This is a genomic window from Sporosarcina sp. SAFN-010 (assembly GCF_059415065.1).
This window is the reverse complement of sequence record NZ_JBPFDS010000001.1, coordinates 263,069-283,100: the sequence shown is the minus strand read 5'-3', so window position 1 is coordinate 283,100 and position 20,032 is coordinate 263,069. Positions and strand designations below refer to the sequence as shown.

The 20,032-nt window shown below is 39.9% G+C and carries 22 protein-coding genes and 1 tRNA gene; 11 read left to right on the top strand and 12 right to left on the bottom strand.

The window, feature by feature from the left end:
- Positions 1–55 precede the first annotated feature (55 nt).
- The 3 genes from ACR65F_RS01420 to ACR65F_RS01410 all read right to left on the bottom strand — a co-directional run bounded on the left by ACR65F_RS01420 (position 56) and on the right by ACR65F_RS01410 (position 1,815).
- Positions 56–496 carry a GNAT family N-acetyltransferase gene (locus tag ACR65F_RS01420; protein ID WP_039042076.1) on the bottom strand — a complete coding sequence of 147 codons (441 nt, stop codon included), beginning with the start codon at positions 494–496 and terminating at the stop codon, positions 56–58.
- A gap of 1 nt (position 497) precedes the next feature.
- Positions 498–1,016 carry a YjcG family protein gene (locus tag ACR65F_RS01415; RefSeq protein WP_039042075.1) on the bottom strand — a complete coding sequence of 173 codons (519 nt, stop codon included), beginning with the start codon at positions 1,014–1,016 and terminating at the stop codon, positions 498–500.
- A gap of 76 nt (positions 1,017–1,092) precedes the next feature.
- On the bottom strand, positions 1,093–1,815 hold the full coding sequence (locus ACR65F_RS01410) for an alpha/beta hydrolase (protein WP_440502877.1): 723 nt from the start codon (positions 1,813–1,815) through the stop codon (positions 1,093–1,095).
- A gap of 116 nt (positions 1,816–1,931) precedes the next feature.
- Here ACR65F_RS01410 and ACR65F_RS01405 point away from each other — a divergent pair, with 116 nt between their 5' ends.
- The 5 genes from ACR65F_RS01405 to ACR65F_RS01385 all read left to right on the top strand — a co-directional run bounded on the left by ACR65F_RS01405 (position 1,932) and on the right by ACR65F_RS01385 (position 6,820).
- Positions 1,932–2,483 carry a phosphatidylglycerophosphatase A family protein gene (locus ACR65F_RS01405; RefSeq protein WP_039042073.1) on the top strand — a complete coding sequence of 184 codons (552 nt, stop codon included), beginning with the start codon at positions 1,932–1,934 and terminating at the stop codon, positions 2,481–2,483.
- A 174-nt stretch (positions 2,484–2,657) separates the two neighbouring features.
- Positions 2,658–3,653 (top strand): TAXI family TRAP transporter solute-binding subunit, encoded by a 996-nt coding sequence (locus ACR65F_RS01400; protein WP_039042072.1) that lies wholly within the window; start codon positions 2,658–2,660, stop codon positions 3,651–3,653.
- 87 nt (positions 3,654–3,740) lie between these two features.
- On the top strand, positions 3,741–4,307 hold the full coding sequence (locus ACR65F_RS01395; protein ID WP_440502875.1) for a DUF1850 domain-containing protein: 567 nt from the start codon (positions 3,741–3,743) through the stop codon (positions 4,305–4,307).
- A complete protein-coding gene (locus ACR65F_RS01390) occupies positions 4,255–6,294 on the top strand; it encodes a TRAP transporter permease (protein WP_440502874.1) in 2,040 nt (679 codons plus the stop codon). The genes ACR65F_RS01395 and ACR65F_RS01390 overlap by 53 nt, the downstream gene beginning before the upstream one ends.
- A 100-nt stretch (positions 6,295–6,394) precedes the next feature.
- Positions 6,395–6,820 carry a hypothetical protein gene (locus tag ACR65F_RS01385; protein ID WP_440502873.1) on the top strand — a complete coding sequence of 142 codons (426 nt, stop codon included), beginning with the start codon at positions 6,395–6,397 and terminating at the stop codon, positions 6,818–6,820.
- Positions 6,821–6,873: 53 nt separating this feature from the next.
- On the opposite strand, the gene ACR65F_RS01380 is transcribed toward ACR65F_RS01385, so the two are convergent.
- Positions 6,874–7,155: a hypothetical protein gene (locus tag ACR65F_RS01380; protein WP_440502872.1), complete on the bottom strand. Its 282-nt coding sequence runs from the start codon at positions 7,153–7,155 to the stop codon at positions 6,874–6,876.
- 202 nt (positions 7,156–7,357) lie between these two features.
- On the opposite strand from ACR65F_RS01380, the gene ACR65F_RS01375 reads away from it, so the two are divergent.
- A tRNA-Val gene (locus ACR65F_RS01375) sits at positions 7,358–7,430 on the top strand.
- Between the two features lie 1,271 nt (positions 7,431–8,701).
- Positions 8,702–9,496, top strand: a complete 795-nt coding sequence (locus ACR65F_RS01370) for an N-acetylmuramoyl-L-alanine amidase family protein (RefSeq protein ID WP_440502871.1) — start codon at positions 8,702–8,704, stop codon at positions 9,494–9,496.
- Between the two features lie 300 nt (positions 9,497–9,796).
- On the opposite strand, the gene ACR65F_RS01365 is transcribed toward ACR65F_RS01370, so the two are convergent.
- From ACR65F_RS01365 to ACR65F_RS01350, 4 genes are all read right to left on the bottom strand, one after another.
- Entirely contained in the window at positions 9,797–10,381 is a 585-nt protein-coding gene (locus tag ACR65F_RS01365) for a hypothetical protein (protein ID WP_440502870.1), read from the bottom strand.
- Between the two features lies 1 nt (position 10,382).
- The gene (locus ACR65F_RS01360) at positions 10,383–10,673 is read right to left on the bottom strand and encodes a hypothetical protein (RefSeq protein ID WP_440502869.1); all 291 of its coding nucleotides are present in this window, start codon (positions 10,671–10,673) and stop codon (positions 10,383–10,385) included.
- The gene (locus ACR65F_RS01355; protein WP_440502868.1) at positions 10,666–11,238 is read right to left on the bottom strand and encodes a fibronectin type III domain-containing protein; all 573 of its coding nucleotides are present in this window, start codon (positions 11,236–11,238) and stop codon (positions 10,666–10,668) included. Before ACR65F_RS01355 ends, ACR65F_RS01360 begins: the two co-directional genes overlap by 8 nt.
- Positions 11,239–11,327: 89 nt before the next feature.
- Positions 11,328–11,972 carry a BMQ_0737 family morphogenetic spore coat protein gene (locus tag ACR65F_RS01350; RefSeq protein WP_440502867.1) on the bottom strand — a complete coding sequence of 215 codons (645 nt, stop codon included), beginning with the start codon at positions 11,970–11,972 and terminating at the stop codon, positions 11,328–11,330.
- A gap of 195 nt (positions 11,973–12,167) precedes the next feature.
- On the opposite strand from ACR65F_RS01350, the gene ACR65F_RS01345 reads away from it, so the two are divergent.
- From ACR65F_RS01345 to ACR65F_RS01335, 3 genes are all read left to right on the top strand, one after another.
- Positions 12,168–12,818: a hypothetical protein gene (locus ACR65F_RS01345; RefSeq protein ID WP_440502866.1), complete on the top strand. Its 651-nt coding sequence runs from the start codon at positions 12,168–12,170 to the stop codon at positions 12,816–12,818.
- A gap of 103 nt (positions 12,819–12,921) precedes the next feature.
- A complete protein-coding gene (locus ACR65F_RS01340; protein ID WP_440502865.1) occupies positions 12,922–13,578 on the top strand; it encodes an exosporium glycoprotein BclB-related protein in 657 nt (218 codons plus the stop codon).
- Between the two features lie 992 nt (positions 13,579–14,570).
- Positions 14,571–15,416 carry a DegV family protein gene (locus tag ACR65F_RS01335; protein ID WP_440502864.1) on the top strand — a complete coding sequence of 282 codons (846 nt, stop codon included), beginning with the start codon at positions 14,571–14,573 and terminating at the stop codon, positions 15,414–15,416.
- A gap of 164 nt (positions 15,417–15,580) precedes the next feature.
- On the opposite strand, the gene ACR65F_RS01330 is transcribed toward ACR65F_RS01335, so the two are convergent.
- Positions 15,581–16,135: a hypothetical protein gene (locus ACR65F_RS01330; protein WP_440502862.1), complete on the bottom strand. Its 555-nt coding sequence runs from the start codon at positions 16,133–16,135 to the stop codon at positions 15,581–15,583.
- 119 nt (positions 16,136–16,254) lie between these two features.
- Between ACR65F_RS01330 and ACR65F_RS01325 the strand changes: the two genes are divergently transcribed.
- Positions 16,255–17,106: a DNA-3-methyladenine glycosylase family protein gene (locus ACR65F_RS01325; RefSeq protein ID WP_440503206.1), complete on the top strand. Its 852-nt coding sequence runs from the start codon at positions 16,255–16,257 to the stop codon at positions 17,104–17,106.
- A 57-nt stretch (positions 17,107–17,163) separates the two neighbouring features.
- Here the strand turns inward: ACR65F_RS01325 and qoxD are convergent, their stop codons facing one another.
- The 3 genes from qoxD to qoxB are packed head-to-tail and all read right to left on the bottom strand — an operon-like array spanning position 17,164 to position 19,991.
- The gene (qoxD, locus tag ACR65F_RS01320; RefSeq protein WP_039042054.1) at positions 17,164–17,454 is read right to left on the bottom strand and encodes a cytochrome aa3 quinol oxidase subunit IV; all 291 of its coding nucleotides are present in this window, start codon (positions 17,452–17,454) and stop codon (positions 17,164–17,166) included.
- A gap of 1 nt (position 17,455) precedes the next feature.
- Positions 17,456–18,052, bottom strand: coding sequence for a cytochrome aa3 quinol oxidase subunit III (gene qoxC / locus ACR65F_RS01315; RefSeq protein ID WP_039042053.1), 597 nt, complete (start codon positions 18,050–18,052; stop codon positions 17,456–17,458).
- Positions 18,042–19,991 (bottom strand): cytochrome aa3 quinol oxidase subunit I, encoded by a 1,950-nt coding sequence (gene qoxB, locus ACR65F_RS01310; RefSeq protein ID WP_039042052.1) that lies wholly within the window; start codon positions 19,989–19,991, stop codon positions 18,042–18,044. The genes qoxC and qoxB overlap by 11 nt, the downstream gene beginning before the upstream one ends.
- Positions 19,992–20,032: the final 41 nt, after the last annotated feature.

Here is a 20,032-nt window from a genome sequence, read left to right as displayed (position 1 = left end):
AAAAAGCCCCATTCCTAAAATTGGAATGGGGCTTTTAAATATGCTTTTTAATATTCTAAAGTGCTGGGTCCATTTGTTTTTCCATGGCGCGATGGGGAATATCCGCATCCATGAATTCGGGAGAAGTGACTCCATACCCAAGTTTCTCGTAAAAAGGAATTGCATAAGACTGGGCATTCAACAAGATTTTGTGGATGCCAGTCTTTTTTGCATGTTCCTCAAGAGCGTTCATAATTAGGACACCAAGATGTTGACCACGATATTCTTTTAATACACAGACACGTTCCACTTTACCCACTTCATTTGCGATACTTCTGATGCGGCCAGCAGCAATTGCTTTCGGCCCATCATAGACGACAAAATGGGATGCAGACGTGTCGTGTTCGTCAATTTCCATCGTTAGGGGAACACCTTGTTCTTCTACAAATACTTTCTTCCGTACAGTAAATGCAGCTTCACGTTCTTGTTCAGACGCGGCAATCTTTACCTCGTACAAATCAGTTTTCCTCTTGTAGACGGAACGTTTCGTATACTGTCCACGAGCCGTCCTCTAGTTGGTACAGAAGATGGATGCGATCGATGATTTCTGAGTGATCTGCACCAAGCATCTTCAATTGACCGATAATGTCATCATGCTCACCGGAAGTTAGACTTTGAGCAATTGTGATGTGAGGTACGAAAGCATATTGTGGTTGTGGACCGAAAAAATCCTCATTATTGAGAGCTTTGTGCAAAGCAAGTAACTCCTCATTTGGGGCAACTTTAAAATATATAGTATTTGTTATTGGCGCAAAAGAGCTTACTTTTGAAACGTTTAGTTCGAATGGCTTGTTTTTCATTGCTACGTTACGCAATGCTTCAGCCACTTTTCTAATTTCAGTTTCATCTGCATCGAAAACACCTTTTACCGTCATATGAGGAGTGATCTGAGAGTAGTGAGGATCATACCGTTTGCGATATCCATTTGCTAGATCTTGCAATTTTTTTGATGGAAATGCTACAACGCCGTATTTCATGTGAAAAACCTCCTTAGGAAAGTGAATACAATTCTTCATTCAAGTATAGCAGAATTGTTTGGAATTGTCCGATTGGTTATTGTCCGTATACCATTTGGACAGCACGACGCACATCTGGTTGCCAATATTTCCAGGTATGCTCTCCATTAAATTCTTCATAGAAGTACGGAAATCCTTTATTTCCAAATAATTTGTTGAGCTCACGGTTTGGAGTCAAAAAGTCTTGTTTTCCATCGACAGTCGTAGAAACTTGAGTTTCTCCAGTTCCAATGACGTGATAAACCGATAGACCTGATGGGTTCTTAGCCGAATTTACGGCTTCAAGTACTTTTTCGTCCACATAAGGTGAATGGAGTATTACTTTGCCAAAACAATTTGGGTATTGTAATGCAGCCTGTAAAGAAACTGTGGCAGCAAGAGAATCACCAATAAGTCCACGCCCTCCACCAATTTGGTAAGTGGGATAATGCTCGTCTATATAAGGAACGAGTTCATGCACGAGGAAACGGATGTAGTCTTTTTGACGATCTCCGTCTGGATGATACATTCTACGGCGTTCAGCAACAGATTTGTATGGAATGCCGACAACGATTACATTTTCAATCTCTTCCTTATCTAAATATTCATCTATAACTTTCCCGATTCTACCATACTGAAAATAGTCTTTCCCATCTGATGCGAAAAGGATAGAGTATTTATATAGTGGAGAATAGTTATACGGAAGGTAAATAAGGAGCTCCATTTCCTCCTGAAGTTCTTTGCTATAAAATTGAATATCATGAATCTTTCCGTTGTTCATAAAGTAACCCCCTCACAAGTCTATTCAAGGAGATTGTAACATAGGATGGTTAGAGGGTATAATGTGCACGATTGGTGGACAGTGGGGACAGCTAGAAATTAGAAGGAGATGGTAGCATGTTTGACGGGAAAAGCAAAGTACGGTCAGAAGTAATTGCAGTTGCAACAAAAGAAGCGTTGCAGCGCCGAGGTGTAGAGCTGTTAGATATCGCGAAAATCGTCTATGAAATGCAAGCGCCTTATAATGAAGAACTGCAGCTTGAACAGTGTGTGGACTCTGTTGTGAATGTATTGAAAAAGCGCGAACTTCAACATGCAATTTTAGTTGGTATCGAGCTGGACGAGCTTTGTGAACAAGGCAAATTATCTAAACCGTTACAAGATATCGTCGAATCGGATGAAGGTCTTTTCGGAGTGGATGAAACAATTGCTCTAGGAGCCGTATTTACGTATGGTTCGATTGCAGTGACGACGTTTGGTCACTTAGATAAAAACAAAGTCGGTATTATAAATGATTTAGATACTAAAAAAGGAAATAAAGTCCATACATTTTTAGATGATCTAGTTGCCAGTGTTGCATCATGTGCGGCAGCTCGAATTGCCCATCGGTCCCGAGATCTGGAGGAAGCCGGATTGACATTCGACGATGTAAAGGATGCTGCGAAGTAAGGAAATGACTAAAAACTACAGATGAAAAGAGTGTAAATCGCTCTTTTCTTTTTTATGTATACATAATGAAAACGGTTTCAAATGATTTTGTTTTCTGAAAAAGATTGACAATTGAACCCGCTTACATGGTAGAATATACATTACTAGACGAATAGTTAAATAGGGGGTAATTGAATGAATAAGAAACTTTTAGGGCTCATCTCGATGCTACTCATTGCAGTGCTTGCACTTGCAGCGTGTGGTACATCAGACGATGCAGCGAAGGATGATGGAGCAAAAGGGGATTCAAATAGCAGTGATAAAGAATACAAGTTCCTCAGTGTTTTAACTGGCGGAACGCAAGGTACGTACTACGCTCTTGGTGGCGCCATTGCAGAGTTCATCGAATCGGATACAGGTGTGAAAACATCAGCTGAAGTATCTCAAGCATCTGCAGCTAACATGACAGCACTGAAAGATGGAGATGCTGAAATCGCTTTCGTACAAACGGATATCGCGTATTATGCACAAGAAGGCGAAATGATGTTTAAAGACGATAAAGTCGATACAGTTTCTGCAATTGGTGCACTTTATCCTGAAACTGTACAACTTGTAACACTGGACAAGACGGGGATTAAAACATTTGATGATTTGAAAGGTAAGAAAGTTTCTGTCGGTGCTCCTGGTTCTGGTACGTATGCGAACGCAGAGCAGCTTCTTGAAATCCACGGATTGTCTATGGATGACATTAAGCCACAAAACTTGGACTTTGGGGAGTCTCAAGAAAGTTTGCAAGCGGGTCAGATCGATGCAGCATTCATCACTGCAGGAACACCAACTGGTGCTGTTGAAGGCCTAAACGCAGTAGCAAAAGTATTCGTAGTACCTGTTGAAGATGACAAAGCAGATGAGCTCATCAGCAAGTATAAGTACTATGCTAAGGAAGTTATTCCAGCTGGAACTTATGGTTTGGCTGAAGATACACCTACTGTTTCAGTAGGAGCTATGCTTGTTATCCAAAACGAAGTTCCTGAAGAACTTGCTTATGAAATTACAAAAGCAATTTACGACAACGCACCAAAACTTCAACACGCAAAGGGTAAACTGATCAAAGCTGAAACTGGGCTTGACGGAATAGGTATTCCAGTTCACCCAGGTGCTCAAAAGTACTTTGACGAAGTAAACAAATAAGAGTTGAATGATAGAATGGGGCGGTGAGGCGATCGATGCTTCATCCGTCCCTTCTGCATTCATAGAACTGTATAAAGAGGTGAGCGGATGAAACGATGGGGGATTCCGCTTGGATTACTCATTGTAGTTTTTCTGATTGTCGGGGGTCTAACGATTCCTTTAAAAAGAGCGTATACCTTTACAGAAACGAGGACGGAAGATCCTAAGATGACGTATCGACTTTTATCGGATGACTCGGAATTTCAAATCAGATATGTCCATTCGATTTTTTTAACAGATGTACTAGAAACCTATCAAGTACAGACGGACAGTTCGTTAAAATTCTTAACGATGCGTTATGAAGATGTTGGAATTGGTCTTCCGGGATATGCAGAAGAAGGAGAAACATTATCTGTGACGGAAGATGGCATTTATACACTTACATATGAGGATAAAGTAGTCGATTCTTTTGTACTTTATATTGGAGATGTAGATGCACAATTAGCATTTCGATATAAAGGGAAAGAAACGGATTTAAAAGCTTATTTGGAACGTGGTCATTCATACGAATTTCGTGTGAAAAAATTAACCCTATATGAAATAATGAAAGGAGTCAACTTGAATGGCAAAGCGAAAGAAAGAACAGAAAGTGGTTCCGATAACGGATCCAAATGACGAGCGGTTCGAAACACTTTCCGAAAAGGAACAGTTGGAGCTCCTTCAAAAATACGATCCTGAATCCAACACGAGGGATTTAGCAGGTATACTTGGCAAGATTGTGTTTTTTGGTCTGTTGGCATTTTCAATTTTTCAATTGTATACCTCAATCGGAACACCGTTCACAGCCTATATTCAGCGATCGATTCACTTAGGATTTGCGCTATCTCTGATTTTCCTCCTGTTTCCGGCACGTAAAAAGCCAGGGGAGAAACGCAACAAAGTTCCATTTTATGATATGATCTTATCCCTTCTTTCTATTGGTGTCGGATTGTACTGGCCACTCAATATGAACGAACTCGTATTAAGAGTAGGTCGTGTGTCTGATTTAGACTTGATCGTTGGGATATTGGCTGTCCTATTAACGATGGAAGCTGCTCGTCGTGCAGTAGGTTTACCAATTACTATTATTTCAGCTGTGTTCTTAGTTTATGCATTTTTCGGACCTTATTTCCCAGGATTCCTAGCACACAGAGGGCAGAATTTAGATAATCTTGTCCAGTTGATGTTCTTTACAACAGACGGAATCCTAGGGACACCGATTAGTGTATCTGCCACTTTCATTTTCGTGTTCCTGTTGTTCGGAGCATTCCTTGTGAAAACGGGCGTAGGCAACTACTTCAATGATTTAGCGGTTGTCCTAGCAGGTAAATTGACAGGTGGACCTGCAAAAGTTGCAATCTTCTCAAGTGCTCTGCAAGGAACAATTTCCGGTAGTTCTGTAGCAAACGTTGTTGGATCTGGTTCTTATACGATTCCTATGATGAAAAAACTAGGCTATCGAAAAGAGTTCGCTGGCGGGGTTGAAGCTGCTGCGTCAACTGGTGGACAGATTATGCCACCAATCATGGGAGCTGCTGCATTCCTGATGGTTGAATTCATTGGCGGAGTGACTTATTGGGAAATTGCCAAAGCTGCTACAATTCCAGCATTGCTGTATTTCACAGGTATTTGGATTATGACACACTTCGAAGCAAAGCGGGTCGGACTACAGGGGATGAAGCCTGAAGAGATTCCGAACCGTAAAGAAACATTAAAGAAAATTTACTTACTACTCCCTATCATCGGAATCATCGTATTCTTATTACTTGGAATTCCTACGATGAAAGCAGCGTTACTTGGTATTGTGCTAACCCTTGTTGTGAGTTCGTTTAACAAAGAGACACGTCTCGGATTTAAAGATATTATTCAAGCACTCGTTGACGGTGCACGTACAGCACTCGCTGTAGCTGCAGCGACAGCTTGTGCAGGTATTATAGTAGGGGTAGTTGTAAAAACAGGTCTTGGACTAAGTTTAGCAAATGGCCTTGTATCAGCTGCAGGCGGAAACATTTTGCTGACGCTTATCTTTACAATGTTTGCTGCAATCGTTCTTGGTATGGGTTCACCAACTACTGCGAACTATGTCATCACTTCTACGATTGCAGCACCAGCAATCATTACGTTGCTGATGTTGGATACACCTGACGCAACAGTACCAGTAGTCGTTGCGATTTCTGCTCACTTGTTCGTATTTTACTTTGGCATTATTGCAGATATCACACCGCCAGTTGCGCTCGCAGCTTTTGCAGCTTCTGGAATCTCAGGTGGAGATCCAATTAAGACCGGTGTCACATCGGCCAAACTTGCCATCGCGGCATTCATTATTCCGTATATGTTTGTATTTAACCCTGCGATGCTCATGATTGAATCGAGTATTGGTGAAATTATCTGGGTGACCGTCACGGCGATTATTGGAATGATAGCGATAGGAGCAGGTCTGATTGGCTTCTGGTATCGAAGAATCAACTGGATTGAACGGATCATTACGGTTGCGACTGGAATGATGTTAATCTATCCAGAAACGAAAACGGATTTCATCGGACTAGGATTGTTTGTTATTCTGTTTGCAATTCAACTAGTCACTAAAGACAAAAACAAAGAAGAAGAAACCGCAACTGTATAATTCCAGCCCGTCTGTCATACTATGCAGGCGGGCTTGTTTTTTGAAACATTGTAATGTGATGAACGTCTAATGAATAATGAAATGAAGGAGGAAGACGAACGTGAGGTTTATCAAAAAACTGATGATGACAGTAATTGTAGTTGCACTACTAGTCGGAGCTGCATATTATTTTGGAACGAATTGGATAGCTGACAAAGCAATGGATCAAGTCACTACTCAGTTGGAAAGTAGTGGACAACTGGATTCAGTCAAACAAGAAATCAATAGCAATCCAGAAGTTCAGGCATATTTGCAAGACGCAAAAACAGCGGATCGCAGTAAATTACCTATTCAAACTAAAGAACAGGCCACTCGAGTTGTACTCAAGAAGTTCAGTATTAGCGAGTTGCAAGATATACAGAAAAAAGCACAGTCTGGGATGACTGCACAAGAGCAACAGCAATTATTGCAACAAGTTGAAGGCCGTCTCACTGAAGAAGAACTGCTTTCGTTGAAGGTTTTAGCTCTGGATGAACTTTCAAAGTAAAAAGTACTTTGCTACTATAAAACAATTAAAGCAGGGACAGCACCATCGCCTTTTCAAAGGCGCCATGGACTATCCCTGCTTTGGTTTTTCTTAAGTGATTGAATTTCATTCGTAAGATACAGGATTTGCTCTTTCATCTCTTTTAACTCATTCACTAAATCCTCATTGTTTGGAGAATTCTTTTTTTCTTTTTTTTCTTCTTCAATTGCGAGCACAGCAGCATAGGTTGAGATGGATTCTCCGATAATGGTGATGACACTACCAATCACATCTATTTTGGCGGCTTGCCCGCCGACATCAATGTCTATGAAATCCAGACTATCAGGATTTACCACGGCGTGCCCTCCTATCCGAAAACTCCCTACTTCAATGTATGCATTGGGCAGTGATAGGTGAATGGGGAAACTAGATACTAAAACTATTTTACAAAATCGTATTGCGCAAAGATGAAGTTCATGGTATTATCATAGATGTGCTTAGTGACAAATCGTTTATTTTAAACGAGTGCTTGTCATTAAAGTCGATTGAAACATTCCCGATTCCTTAGCTCAGCTGGGAGAGCGCTACCTTGACAGGGTAGAGGTCGCTGGTTCGAGCCCAGTAGGAATCATTGGGTGCCAAACCCTCGGAAGTATCGTCGGAACAACGATACTTCTCCAAGACAGACCTATTAGGCCGGATGCCTAGGGTCTGTTTTTTTTGTGCTTGAATGAACAATTCCAGAGAAACGCCAAAATTACAGCAAATTCTGGAAGACATCACTCGCTTTTTCATCGTCCTTTTCAGTGATGTGCGAATAAATATTTTGAGTCGTTTTGATGATTCGAATACCTAATCTATATTGTAACACTTACATATTTACACCCTCTCTTAAAATTAGAATCGTTTACAGCTTTCAGTGCACCTACAATGGTGAACAATTTATTCTTACAGAAGTATATTTATATTATTTTATCAATAAGAATGAAGCGTTTTGTATACTGCTTGATGAATCTAGAAGAAATTAATATATAGAAATGCTCAAGTCGAGGATGTCCACATAGGGCATTCTTTTTTTTGTAGAAAGAGATAAGAGAGTGGGAAAGATGGAGGGGGAAATAGGTGATGCACTTGGAAGTTGGAGGGTTTTGAGGTATCTATGAGCCATTCATCAGTTTCCAGACTTATTTCAACGGCGTTATTAACGATTCGGTTGTTGTCCTCATATTTTTTATGATTCTCGATGGGGTTATGAAATTGTTAAGTTTGTATTTGGCAAAATTCTAGGATAGCAAAATAGGTTTCGTTGGCGTTATAAAAAAGTAGGTATGTTCGTAATGATAGGTATGGAAGTAGCATTTGTATATATAGTGATATCAGGTGGACAGGACTCACACGGGGGGGAGTGCTCCTTGACGTAACGTTTTTTTGTTGTAAATGGAGTGATAAGAATATTAGAAAAATGTGGACAGATTGGGCTGCTGATTCCGGTGGTTCTTTTTATTTTGCTTAAAAAAATGCATCGGGAACTATCTGAGAAAGAATAACGGCTGATACAGTTCTCCATGTTGAACCGTATCGATAAAAAAAGCTTTTGATGGGAAATGAAGTGTTGTTCCCCCAGCCAGCTGAACAAGAAGAGAGAGGAGGAACAATGACAGCAGTTTGATTACTTGCAACAATCTTAGCACTTGATCTTTTTATTGGTTTCGCGGCATTAGCGTTTAATGACTTAAAAGTTGTATTGCGGTTATGAGCAGACGGCTTAGCTGGACTGACAGCTATAGGGATTTTTGAACTAGGGTCTCAAAGTAATAATTTAAAATAATTAATTGTAAGCACGCATGTCTATCTCAAGCAATACGAGTAAACATAGTAATAACATAAAGGAGGAAAAAGAAAATGAGTAAAATCTTTATTGATCCTGGACACGGTGCACATGATCCAGGGGCTAGTGGTAAACGGTCGAAGGAAAAAGATAACGTCCTGAAAGTTGGTTTGCGATTAAAGACATTGCTTGAAAGTTACGGACACACAGTCAAAATGTCACGCACAACTGATGTATTTATTGGACTATCAGAACGAGCTAATATGGCGAATAACTGGGGTGCTGATTACTTCATAAGTCTGCACAACAACTCAGCCACTTCAAACGCATCAGGCTTTGAAACGTTTATCTTTGACGGAACAGTTAGTGAGGCAACAAAAAAAGTACAGGCAGCTATCCACAAAGCAATCGCAAGTAAAATCGGTATATCTAATCGTGGAATGAAACGTGGAAATTTATCTGTATTGCGTGAGTCAAAAATGCCGGCTGTATTAGTGGAATATGCGTTTATCTCAAATTTGAACGATGAAAGCATTTTACTCAACAAGGTAGAACAACTCGCACAATGGACTGCAGAAGGAATTATTGCATTTGCAGGTGGTACTATAAAACCAACAGTTCCTAATCCGACTCCAAAGCCAGTGCCTTCAGTACCCAAAACGGAGGAAACTGAGCTGTACAAACCATCAGTTTCTGCAATTGTTAACTCGACAGCTACAGTATTAAAGCGTTTGGAACAAAAAAACGATCAATCATTAGATCCTCAATGGCGAGAAAAGTTACTAAAAGGAGAGCTGACTCTTTCAGATGCAATCGGTCTTTTGTATGTTGCAATTGATCGCGGTCATATTGTGGGGAAAGAAGAGTGATTAGTGGACAAAATAGTAAGATAAATGTAAATTGGAATGGTGGTCTCCAGCAACAACTTCCCTTTTTTGTCACAATATAAAACATGAAAAAGCGCCCCTCCATTAATTGGTAAGGGCGTTAATGTTGTATAATATTTAATCATCTTCTGTATCATCTTATGGTAACAAAAAGAGTAACAACCAATAACTCACTGTTCTACTATCTATAAAGATGAGAACAGAAAAAATAAGCATGCAACATTTATTGTGAAAGACGTAAATAAACTTGGAGCAAATACTATTTTAATAATCATAGGATGATTAGTTCTTGTTTTTCGCAAGATGCATAACGAAATCTTCGAGAACAGTAATTAGTTCTTTCTGTCTCATATTAATGTTCAAAATCTCCTCGGCATTAGCGGTAAAGTGGGGGTCTTTGATCTTTTTTTTAGGAGAATTGGTCTCTTGTTTATTGATTTCATTAAAATTTCTGGTGAATTTCACTATTTTTTCATTCTTTTTATTTAATGCATGTTTAATTTCTTTAAGGAGGTCCTCTTTGAAAGAAAATAGTGTCTCATTTAATTGGTATTTATCAAAATTTAGGGATTCTTGCATGTCTTTCAGATTTTTGACGACATAATTTGCTTCATCTCTTTGTCGGAGGAGGTTTTTAAATTGCTTCTTGTAAAGATCAATCTTCCTCTGCTGTTTGTTACTCTTGTATAATAATTCTTTATAAGAGTCCAACAATTTTTCCTGTTCATATTCCAATTCACTTTTAGTGGGAGGTTGGCTTGTTTTGTATTTATTTAGTTCAGACTGCAAATGAAGGACAAGTTGCTGGAGCTGAATAAGATTCTCTTGTTCAGAACGGTTATGATTCATCATGGCTGCTCCTTTCAAATTAACTCTTCTTTTTCGCTTCATTTATCAGCTCAGCGAAGTGTTGCTTATTTTCAGCAATTAAGGCATCAATCTCTCCTTCAATATCTATAAATTGTTCCCCACGTTGTATATTCTTCTTTGAAAATTCCATTTCCTTATTCATCATATAAATAATTAATAAATTTATGGTTTGTGAGTCTAAGAAAACACAGCTTTTTGAATGATTATCTTGTTGTGATAAATCACCAATCAATGCTTCTGTCATCTTATCAAACCAATTATGTATTTCCTCTCCTTTTGAATTAGTCATGGTTAACCTCCTCAACAGCTAATGTTCCACTTATATTAATAGCATTTAACGCAGCAACACCGTCTGTTCTCTGATCTGTGTAAGTGTATCCGGTTATACTTCCTGAGTACTCTTCTGATGGCTTCCAAGTGATTTGAAAAGAAGAGAAAGTTAGCATTTCGCCTGGAAATATGATGGTGTCTTCAGAAGGTTTTAAATGGAACTCATGTAAAGCTGATGGGTCATTAAGACGTATCCATCCATTCTTCAGTTTTGAAGGTATACGAGAACCAGGGTTAATATATTTACCATGGAAAGAGAATGGACATCCTTCAGAAATTTTGAGAATGATTTCAGGATTTTTAATGGGATTATTTCCTATATTTTTAATGTGGTATGACGCAAGACACATATTGTCGGATTGAAGATGGTGAGCGATATTAGATGAATAAGTAAAAAAACTGATGTGATTTGTTTTGTGCTCAGTTAAATTAGCAATAGCATCTTTTAGTTCCAAAATATGTTCTTGTGTAGACTTTCTGAGTTCTTGCAGTTTAGTTTCCAATGAATCCGTACCGGAATGCATAAAATTACCTCCTAAAAAATGAAGAGAGGAATTCCCCTCTCTTCATCCTATGTGTCTCTATGAGCTGGTATTACTTGTGAAAACATGTTTCAGTCAGGGTAGACGGCATGACATTGAGCTGGTTTTGCGGGAGGAGGGCAAGCTCCGATTGCTAGATCTGCTCTCGGTTCGCAATAATCAGCAAGAAATTCAACTGTGACTGGGTATGTGGATTGAATACTTTGACATGTTGCAATTGTAATGACTAATCCCGTGAATGTGATTTGTTGAGTTGCGGTGTTAAGAGTAGGAACACCAGGGGAACTAATGATACAATCCAAATCTGTGTATTCAACCATTACGTCTGTCCCTTCTGGAGCACATAGAGTTACTTGTTCGGATCTGGAGATTGTCTGAGTAGGTCCTCTCAACACGGTTCCATTGGCCAATGTTACATAAAGAACAAGATTAAAGTTTTTCTGGATAGTTAGTTGCTGCAAACATACTGAGCAGCCGTCAATCATGAACGAACGGTTCTCTCTTCGGAGTATTACAAAGGGATTTACTGCAGCTGGTGTCACCTCACACGAAACAACGGAATCGGTCAAACTTGTTGTACTTGTGATTCCAGAAAATGTTAGTGGAGAGGGAGCAAGAAAGTAGTCAAACGTATTCTCTTTCATTACCCAGTCATATACCTTATCAACATTGATACAGATAAGCTCCTGATCAGGGCAAGGTAATATATTTTCCATAGTTACTGTCACCTCCTGTAAGTTAAATGGTCTTGCATTCGTAGCATATGTGAAAATAAATGTAGTGAATAGGCAAAAAAAGGACTAGCAAAGAAACTATTATGAATATTAGGCTGACAGAACGATTGTAACAAAAGTGATTCTATATCAATAAGATAGTACTGTATGTTTGACATTAGAATGAGGTGACTAAAATTGGAGACGAATAATCATCAAATTGAAGAGTTGAAAAAGAAAATTGAAAAGTATCGCGTGGCATTGGAAAATTTGAAAAACTCTAAGGGGAGAGAAGATTCGCAAATCGAGAAGAGAGTAAATAGTCTTGAAGAATTGTTCAATGAACTTGAACTACAACAAACTGAGCTATTTGAAAAAATGAAAGTCACTCAGTCAATTCTGGATGAATTACAAGAACGTGTTGAGAAGGAAAACTTAACTGAAGAGTCAAACCAAATGGAGGAAAAGGAGGAGATAGGTTTTCAGAGAAGTAACATGAAAACGATTCCTCCTTTTAAAGTTTTAAAACAGATAGCAAACGACCTCCCTGTATTGTATACAAGTACTCACTCCCCCAATCAAGAGGAAAACCCTTTTTCTAAACCTAGGAATAAGAAAAATCAATTTAAGGCGTTGTCTGTAACAGATTTAAAAACCAGCCTTCCTATAGAACAAAATAATGGTGATCAAATAGATGAAACACAAAAATATGCTAGTACAGAAAACTTCGAAGCGCCTATTGAAAGTGCTGATTTAGTTTCTTCTGAACCACAGAATGATCCTCAAGAAGAGTCTTTAAATGAAGGTAATAGGCCATCGGGATTTTGGAAAGGGATTTTAAAAAAATGAATAAAATAGATTTGGGCATACAATCTAGACGAAAAACTTACAGTCTCGAGCCCGTCCTTTCGTTATCTAAGAGAATAGGATAACAGAGAAAGGAGGTGTTACTATGGTAAACAATCTAAATCACGGTTGCCGTGGTTGTGGAAATCTCGCTGCATCATCTTATTGTTGCGATAATGGCTCATTAAGAAATAGATGTGGTACATTCGGACCGATTCGTGCGATTGATCGGGAATGTATTCCATCTACAGCAGGAAGAGGTTCAATCATTCCATTCGCATCAGGAATAGTCCCTGTCGCTTTGACTTCATTAGTTGGAGGTTTAGTTGGGATTCCGTTCTATATTGGTTTTGGATCGGCAGTTCCGGGTGTCATTCTGGCCAACAACACAATTTCATTGACTGGATTAGTTAACGAAGCATTTACTGTGCCAAGGAATGGGACAATTACAGCAATTTCTGCAACCTTCACTCTGACTGTAGCATTGTCAGTAGCTGGGCAAGCAGCAACCGTAAACGCTCAGATCTATCGTGCACCAGCTGGCAGTAATACGTTTAGTCCGACAGGTGCAAGTGTAAACTTGACGCCACCACTTACAAGCCTATTGACAGTAGGTGAGACTCTCAGTGGTTCATCTGTTCCGGTTGCTCCGGTTTCTGTTGCACCAGGAGATCGATTATTAATGGTTTATTCAATCTCCGGTACAACACTCGCAACTGCAGTTACAGGTACTGTAAGTGCAGGCATCACAATTGCCGAGTAACAGTATTTGAGAAATGCCCACTTTTCGGTGGGCATTTTCTTCTCTCGTTTGATAGGAAATCAAGAATATTAAATGGAGCATTTAATACAGTTCAATCTGTGTATGCAGTGTCCTTTTCAAGTATTTGACGTTATTGTATTATTAATAAATAATCCTAGGTTATATTATTACGATAACGAGATAACAGTTGAATTAATAAAAAAGAGGGGGCAGCTGCCTCCTCTTTTAGTTGCAGTGACCGTCGAGTGACCAATATTTATTTTCTATGATAAAAGATGAGTAAAGTTGACTGAATAGCAGTCAGTAAACATGGTTACTGCAAGGTTTAGACACCTACTGATTTTAGGTGAAAGACAGATTTCACACCTTGACAGGGTAGAGGTCTCTGGTTCGAGCCCAGTAGGAATCATTGGGTGCCAAACCCTCGGAAGTATCGTCGGAACAACGATACTTCTCCAAGACAGACCTATTAGGCCGGATGCCTAGGGGCTGTTTTTTGTGCTTTTTTCGTTTGTAAAAGGTCTCGGGAATTAGAGTTGAAAGAGGCGTTTTCAAAAAACGTTTTTCTCTTTCAAGTCTAATTTGAGGTAAGTCACTCCTCTTCAGTAACCCCAAAGCGCTGGGTTTGGATATTTGTAAAAACACCCTAATATCCATTTGCGTTAAAACAATTAGTCTCCGATTTATCTAGTTATAACAAGTCTTGTTTGTACAACTGAAGAGGATCCGTTAGATACTATAGAGTGACTTCTTTTTTTTGTTTATTGTTTTGGCATCCTAATGAAATAGCAATGTTTTGAGCACCTACTTCGCGGCAACGTAAATTAAAGATAGAAAGAAAGATGCTACATATGTTCAAATTATGACAGCTAATTCTAAATTTCTTCTTGATATGACAACTATCACTAGTACCTATAAGAATATGTAGTGTAAGTTATGGGGAGTAGATAGGTGAATTCAATATGAAATTTATATTTAGAGGAGAAGGTTTAATGAAGAAAATAGCTTGGATTACGGATACAGCTGCGCAACTAGAGGATGCTTTCATCCAAAAACATCATGTACATGTACTGCCTCTTGGTGTTGTTTTTTCCGATGGGTCGTATAGGGAATCCATCGATCTTACACAGGAAGAGTTTTACGATAAATTACGCCTATCTAAAGTTTCACCTAAAACCTCGCAGCCCGCAATCGGAGAGATGCTTTCTTTATACGAAAAACTGCAGTTAGAAGGATACGATTTTGCCATTGCTTTACACTTATCAAGTGGACTTTCGGGGACATTTGAAAGCGCACAGGCGGCTTCTGAAATGACAGACTTCAACGTGTATCCTATTGATTCGAAAATCGGTTCTTTTCCGATGGTTAAAATGATTGAAATCGGCAATGATCTATTTGCGAAGGGGAAAGATGTAGAAGAAGTTGTTGCATCCATCAATGAAATAACATCTAAATCGAAGTTGTCCTTTATTCCATCCAGTCTGAACCAATTACATAAAAGCGGACGTGTTTCTGGAACTCAGAACTTCTTAAGTAATTTGCTGGACATTAAAGTAGTCATTAGTTTTGAGAGTGGAAAACCAGTCATGAAAGAAAAGATCCGTTCAAATAAGCGAGCAAAAAATTACGTGACTTCTTTACTTCGTGCGGACATGAATAATGGTAATGTTCCAGAAGTTGCTGTTATTAATTGCAATAATGCTCCTGACGCAGAAATATGGAAGAACGAGTTATTGCAAGAGTTTCCAACTATAAAAGTACAAGTTGTTCCACTTAGTATTTGCGTGGGCGTACATGCGGGTGAAGGAACTACAGGATTAAGTTGGGTTACTTATTAATTTTTTTAATATAAACTTCAGTTAGCTGAGAAGCTGTATTACGTTAATGGATTCTCTTGAGAGATGCTAACGAAAAATATATGAAAAGGGGGACGAATCCGCAATGGTTTCGACCCCTTTTAATTGTTGCTTTACTTTGGTTTGATGAAATAACCTTTTTGTGGTTAACCGGCTTGTTGCACTTTTGTTGAAAAGTTGAGGATGAAGAAAGCTTCTGCAACCAGTAACAAAATCATTGAAATAGGAGCGACAGAAGGCATTGTAAAGAAGAGGACAGCCGTTATGATTAGCAATACTACCAATAGGCTAGGAAATTTTTCGAGCATGGTTATGTTAGAATAAGAGGTGAAGTCATCGGTGTTGTTGCGAACAGCAAGAATGAGTTGGTGGATAATATAAAATATCATAATCATGCCAGCCACCGCTAATGATGTAAGACTCAAAGCAATAACAGTATCGATTCCTGTGGAAAGCGGAATGGTTGTAATCGAATGTCCAGATCCATTTAATACTGAGAATGCTAAGCTATGCAAAATCATGAAGAGAACAACTGGTTGAATACGTCGAATGGACTCTACGCCACTACTTATACCCCTTAATCCGAAATAGATGAAAATGTACCCGATGGTATTTGTAACGTAATAGAGCGCTCGGGTTTCGAGAAATTGCAAATTGAATTTAGCAAAGATAAACAATAGCCCTAGTATAAATAGACTCATTCATTTCCTCCAAGTGTTGAATAATTTTAGGACATGTATCTATTTGTTAATTTTATAATATTCCTACAACTACAACAAGTGAATTCCGAGGAAATCGTTCATTATCTTGCAAGGAGGTCATTCTTTTGAACATTGAATTGAAACTATCATTCCCATATGATTTTGATCGTGCGCTTGAGAGATTATCCGGGACACCTGTGAATTTTGTAGATCTTCAGCAACGATTCGTGCGTGTTCCAATGGAAGAAGGTAATCTGGTTAAGGTTCAAGCGACAGGGACGATACAAGAGCCAGCTTTTCTCATTGATGGCCAGGAAGACGAGGAACAACTTGCTCATATCAAATGGCTTTTCCACTTTGAAGAATCTCTGGACGGGATTGCTGCTCATTTTGCTCGGACAGACCTAGCTCCAATCTTTCAAGAACATATGGGTACACCACTGGTCAGAAGTTTTTCACTTTATGGCGAGCTTATGAAGAGCATTATCCATCAACAATTAAATCTTACATTTGCAAACACGCTGCTCATGCGTTTTGTTGAAAAATACGGTTCCCAGCAAGATGGGGTCTGGCGATATCCAAAACCGGAACGGATTGCGGCTGTTACAGTTGAAGAGCTTCGAGAAATGCAGTTCAGTACTAGGAAAGCAGAGTATGTTATTGGTCTTTCACAAGCGATAGCTGCAGGAGCGTTAGATCTTGAATCGATGCGAATGAAAAACGACGAAGATGTGACTACGGAACTCATTGCCTACCGTGGTGTTGGACCATGGACCGCGCAAGGTTTTCTGATGTTTGGTCTAGGAAGACCGAACCTGTTTCCGACTGCAGATATCGGACTCCAAAATGCACTCAAGACGTTATGGAAGTTAGATCGCAAACCTACTCAGGATGAAATACGTGAACGTTTTCCGGACTGGTCTCCTTATTTAAGTTACGCGGCATTATACCTATGGAGAAGTATTGAATGAAATAAAAAACAAGCAGAGAACTCATTGAATCGAGTCTCTGCTTGTTTTTTGTAGCTCTTATTTCACCATATAGCCCCAACGCATTGCGAACAATGTCCCGAAAATCGTGACTAGTCCTACAAACAAGGCGTAGAGGATATTTAAATACAGCGTCTTGCTCTCTGCATTTTCTTTCACGTGCATGAACAGGAACAGTTGCAATCCTGCTTGTACCAGAGCTGTAACAACGAGAATCGTCATCCCTGCAGCAAATGATAAGTCAAAAAGTACTGCAACAAGTGCTACTAGTGATAGTAACAGGGAGAATAGGAATCCCATGACGTGCTGTGCTGGAAAAAGTTGTTTCATCTTACATCAGTCCTTTCAAGTAGACGAAGCTGAAGATGAAGATCCAAACAACGTCAAGAAAGTGCCAATACAAAGAGAAGATGAACGACTTATTAGTTGTTTCCGGTGTAAAGCCGCGCTTCTTGATTTGTAGTAAAATCGCGCCACCCCAGAGGAGACCGAATGTTACGTGCAAACCGTGTGTTCCAAGTAGTGTGAAGAGGGCAGACAGGAATCCGCTCGTCTGAATCGTGGCGCCTTCGCCGACGTATGTCACGAATTCATAGACTTCGACACCAAGGAAAGCAGCACCAAGCGCTAGTGTGATGCCGAAGAACGTCATCATCGGTTTTTTCAAACCAAGGCGCATGGCATGTATACCTAATCCGATTGTGAAACTACTTGATAACAGAAGAATTGTTTCAATCATGACCGGAGTCAGATGGAACAAATCAGCAGAGGTAGGTCCGACTTTCGTATTGCCTTGCAGTGTAAAATACACTGCAAAAAGAGTGGAGAAGAGGGCGATTTCCGCCCCCAGGAAGATCCAGAATCCAAGGATTTTCATTTTGTTTTCATCGGTACTATATTCCATTGGTACTGAGTGATCAATTTTCATGCTGTTCACCTCGCAATGCTTTTTCTGTTCGTTCGATTTCTTCCACAGAAATGTAGTGTCCATGATCTTTTTCGAAAGTGCGGTAAGCTAACGTTCCTAAAATCACAACTCCGAAGACGATAGCAGGAATCCACCAGCTGAATACCATGAAGAAGCCCCAGAAGAAGAACGCTGCACCCATAATAATAGGTAGACCGCTATTATTCGGCATGTGGATTGGTTCGTACTTTCCAGTTGCGAGTGGTTTTCCTTCTTTCTTCGCAAACCAGTGAGCATCCAAACGATTTACAGTAGGGATTAACGCAAAGTTATATTCAGGTACTGGGCTGTGTGTGCTCCATTCAAGTGAACGTGCATCCCATGGATCGCTTTTTATATTTCGTGGGCTGTAACGAACGCTCCAGTAAATATTGTACACAAGGATGATGAAACCGATTGTAAGACCGACTGCACCGACCATTGACAGCATGTTGAGTGGACCGTAACCAGTGCTTTCTGAATACGTATACATCCGACGTGTCATTCCGTTTAATCCAAGAATGAAGAGAGGGAAGAACGTCACGTTAAAGCTGATTGCGATAAACCAAAATGACAGTTTTCCGAGTTTTTCGTTTAACATGAAACCAAACACTTTAGGGAACCAGAAATGGAACCCGGCAATGACCGCAAACACTGTACCTGGTATCAGTACATAGTGGAAGTGGGCAACTAAGAACATTGTATTGTGGTACTGATAGTCAGCACTTGCCATCGCAAGCATGACACCTGTCACTCCACCAATGGTGAAGATTGGAATGAAGGCTAGAGAATACAACATAGGTGTCGTAAAGCTGATCTTACCTTTACGTAACGTGAATAACCAGTTGAATATTTTTACACCGGTTGGAATCGCGATGGCCATCGTTGTAATTGAGAACACACTATTAACCATAACGCCGTGACCCATTGTATAGAAGTGATGGGCCCAAACGACGAAGGATAGTAACGAAATTGCAACCATACTGACAACCATCGATTTATAGCCGTAGAGGTTTTTACGTGCAAATGTTGAAATGATTTCACTGTAAATACCGAAGGCTGGCAAAATAACAATGTAGACTTCAGGATGGCCCCAAACCCAGAACAGGTTGGCCCAAAGCATGTCCATACCGCCACTTTGCATGGCGAAGAACTGTGTGCCAAACTGACGATCGAGTGTCATCAATGCAAGTGCTACTGTCAAAACAGGGAATGCAAACACGATAATGACGTTAGTGATCAAAACAGACCATGTAAACATCGGCATTTTCATGAGTGTCATACCAGGTGCACGCATTTTCAGAATCGTCACCAAGAAGTTAATACCTGTTAACAGCGTACCTATACCCGCAATTTGAAGTGCAATTGCATAATAGTTATTCCCGACAGTCGGACTGAATTCCAGACTTGCAAGAGGGAAGTACGCAGACCATCCAGCATCTGGTGAACCACCGATAACGAACGAAATATTGAATAGCATTGCTCCAGAGAAGAATAACCAGAAGCTGACTGCGTTCAATCGAGGAAATGCAACGTCGCGTGCTCCAATTTGGAGTGGAATAACGACGTTCATTAATCCAATAATGAATGGCATTGCCATAAACAGGATCATAACGACCCCGTGTGTTGTAAAGATTTCATTGTAATGCTGACCGTCCAACAATCCGTTATCAGGGACTGCTGTCTGAGCACGCATCAGTATTGCATCTACGCCTCCACGGAATAGCATGAGGAGTGCAGCGAGAATGTACATGACTCCGATTTTCTTATGGTCAACCGTAGTTAACCAGTTCGTCCAAAGCCAGTTCCACTTTTTAAAGTATGTGAGCGCAATCGGAATCGCGAGAGATACAACAACAATACTTACCATCGCCGCGTAAATCATCGGTTCCCCGGTTACGAAAAATTCGTCCCATTTCATATCGTCGAACTCCTTTCGTTTGTTAAGGTTGTGAATGGAAG

Bases quoted from the DNA above. Each gene is read 5' to 3' on its own strand.
- ACR65F_RS01400 (WP_039042072.1), top strand. From the start codon at position 2,658: ATGAATAAGAAACTTTTAGGGCTCATCTCGATGCTACTCATTGCAGTG.
- ACR65F_RS01350 (WP_440502867.1), bottom strand. From the start codon at position 11,972: ATGGAAAATATATTACCTTGCCCTGATCAGGAGCTTATCTGTATCAAT.
- ACR65F_RS01410 (WP_440502877.1), bottom strand. From the start codon at position 1,815: ATGAACAACGGAAAGATTCATGATATTCAATTTTATAGCAAAGAACTT.
- ACR65F_RS01390 (WP_440502874.1), top strand. From the start codon at position 4,255: ATGGCAAAGCGAAAGAAAGAACAGAAAGTGGTTCCGATAACGGATCCA.
- ACR65F_RS01395 (WP_440502875.1), top strand. From the start codon at position 3,741: ATGAAACGATGGGGGATTCCGCTTGGATTACTCATTGTAGTTTTTCTG.
- ACR65F_RS01415 (WP_039042075.1), bottom strand. From the start codon at position 1,016: ATGAAATACGGCGTTGTAGCATTTCCATCAAAAAAATTGCAAGATCTA.
- ACR65F_RS01330 (WP_440502862.1), bottom strand. From the start codon at position 16,135: ATGAGTCTATTTATACTAGGGCTATTGTTTATCTTTGCTAAATTCAAT.
- ACR65F_RS01360 (WP_440502869.1), bottom strand. From the start codon at position 10,673: ATGACTAATTCAAAAGGAGAGGAAATACATAATTGGTTTGATAAGATG.
- qoxB (WP_039042052.1), bottom strand. From the start codon at position 19,991: ATGAAATGGGACGAATTTTTCGTAACCGGGGAACCGATGATTTACGCG.
- ACR65F_RS01370 (WP_440502871.1), top strand. From the start codon at position 8,702: ATGAGTAAAATCTTTATTGATCCTGGACACGGTGCACATGATCCAGGG.
- qoxD (WP_039042054.1), bottom strand. From the start codon at position 17,454: ATGAAACAACTTTTTCCAGCACAGCACGTCATGGGATTCCTATTCTCC.
- ACR65F_RS01335 (WP_440502864.1), top strand. From the start codon at position 14,571: ATGAAGAAAATAGCTTGGATTACGGATACAGCTGCGCAACTAGAGGAT.
- qoxC (WP_039042053.1), bottom strand. From the start codon at position 18,052: ATGAAAATTGATCACTCAGTACCAATGGAATATAGTACCGATGAAAAC.
- ACR65F_RS01340 (WP_440502865.1), top strand. From the start codon at position 12,922: ATGGTAAACAATCTAAATCACGGTTGCCGTGGTTGTGGAAATCTCGCT.
- ACR65F_RS01355 (WP_440502868.1), bottom strand. From the start codon at position 11,238: ATGCATTCCGGTACGGATTCATTGGAAACTAAACTGCAAGAACTCAGA.
- ACR65F_RS01405 (WP_039042073.1), top strand. From the start codon at position 1,932: ATGTTTGACGGGAAAAGCAAAGTACGGTCAGAAGTAATTGCAGTTGCA.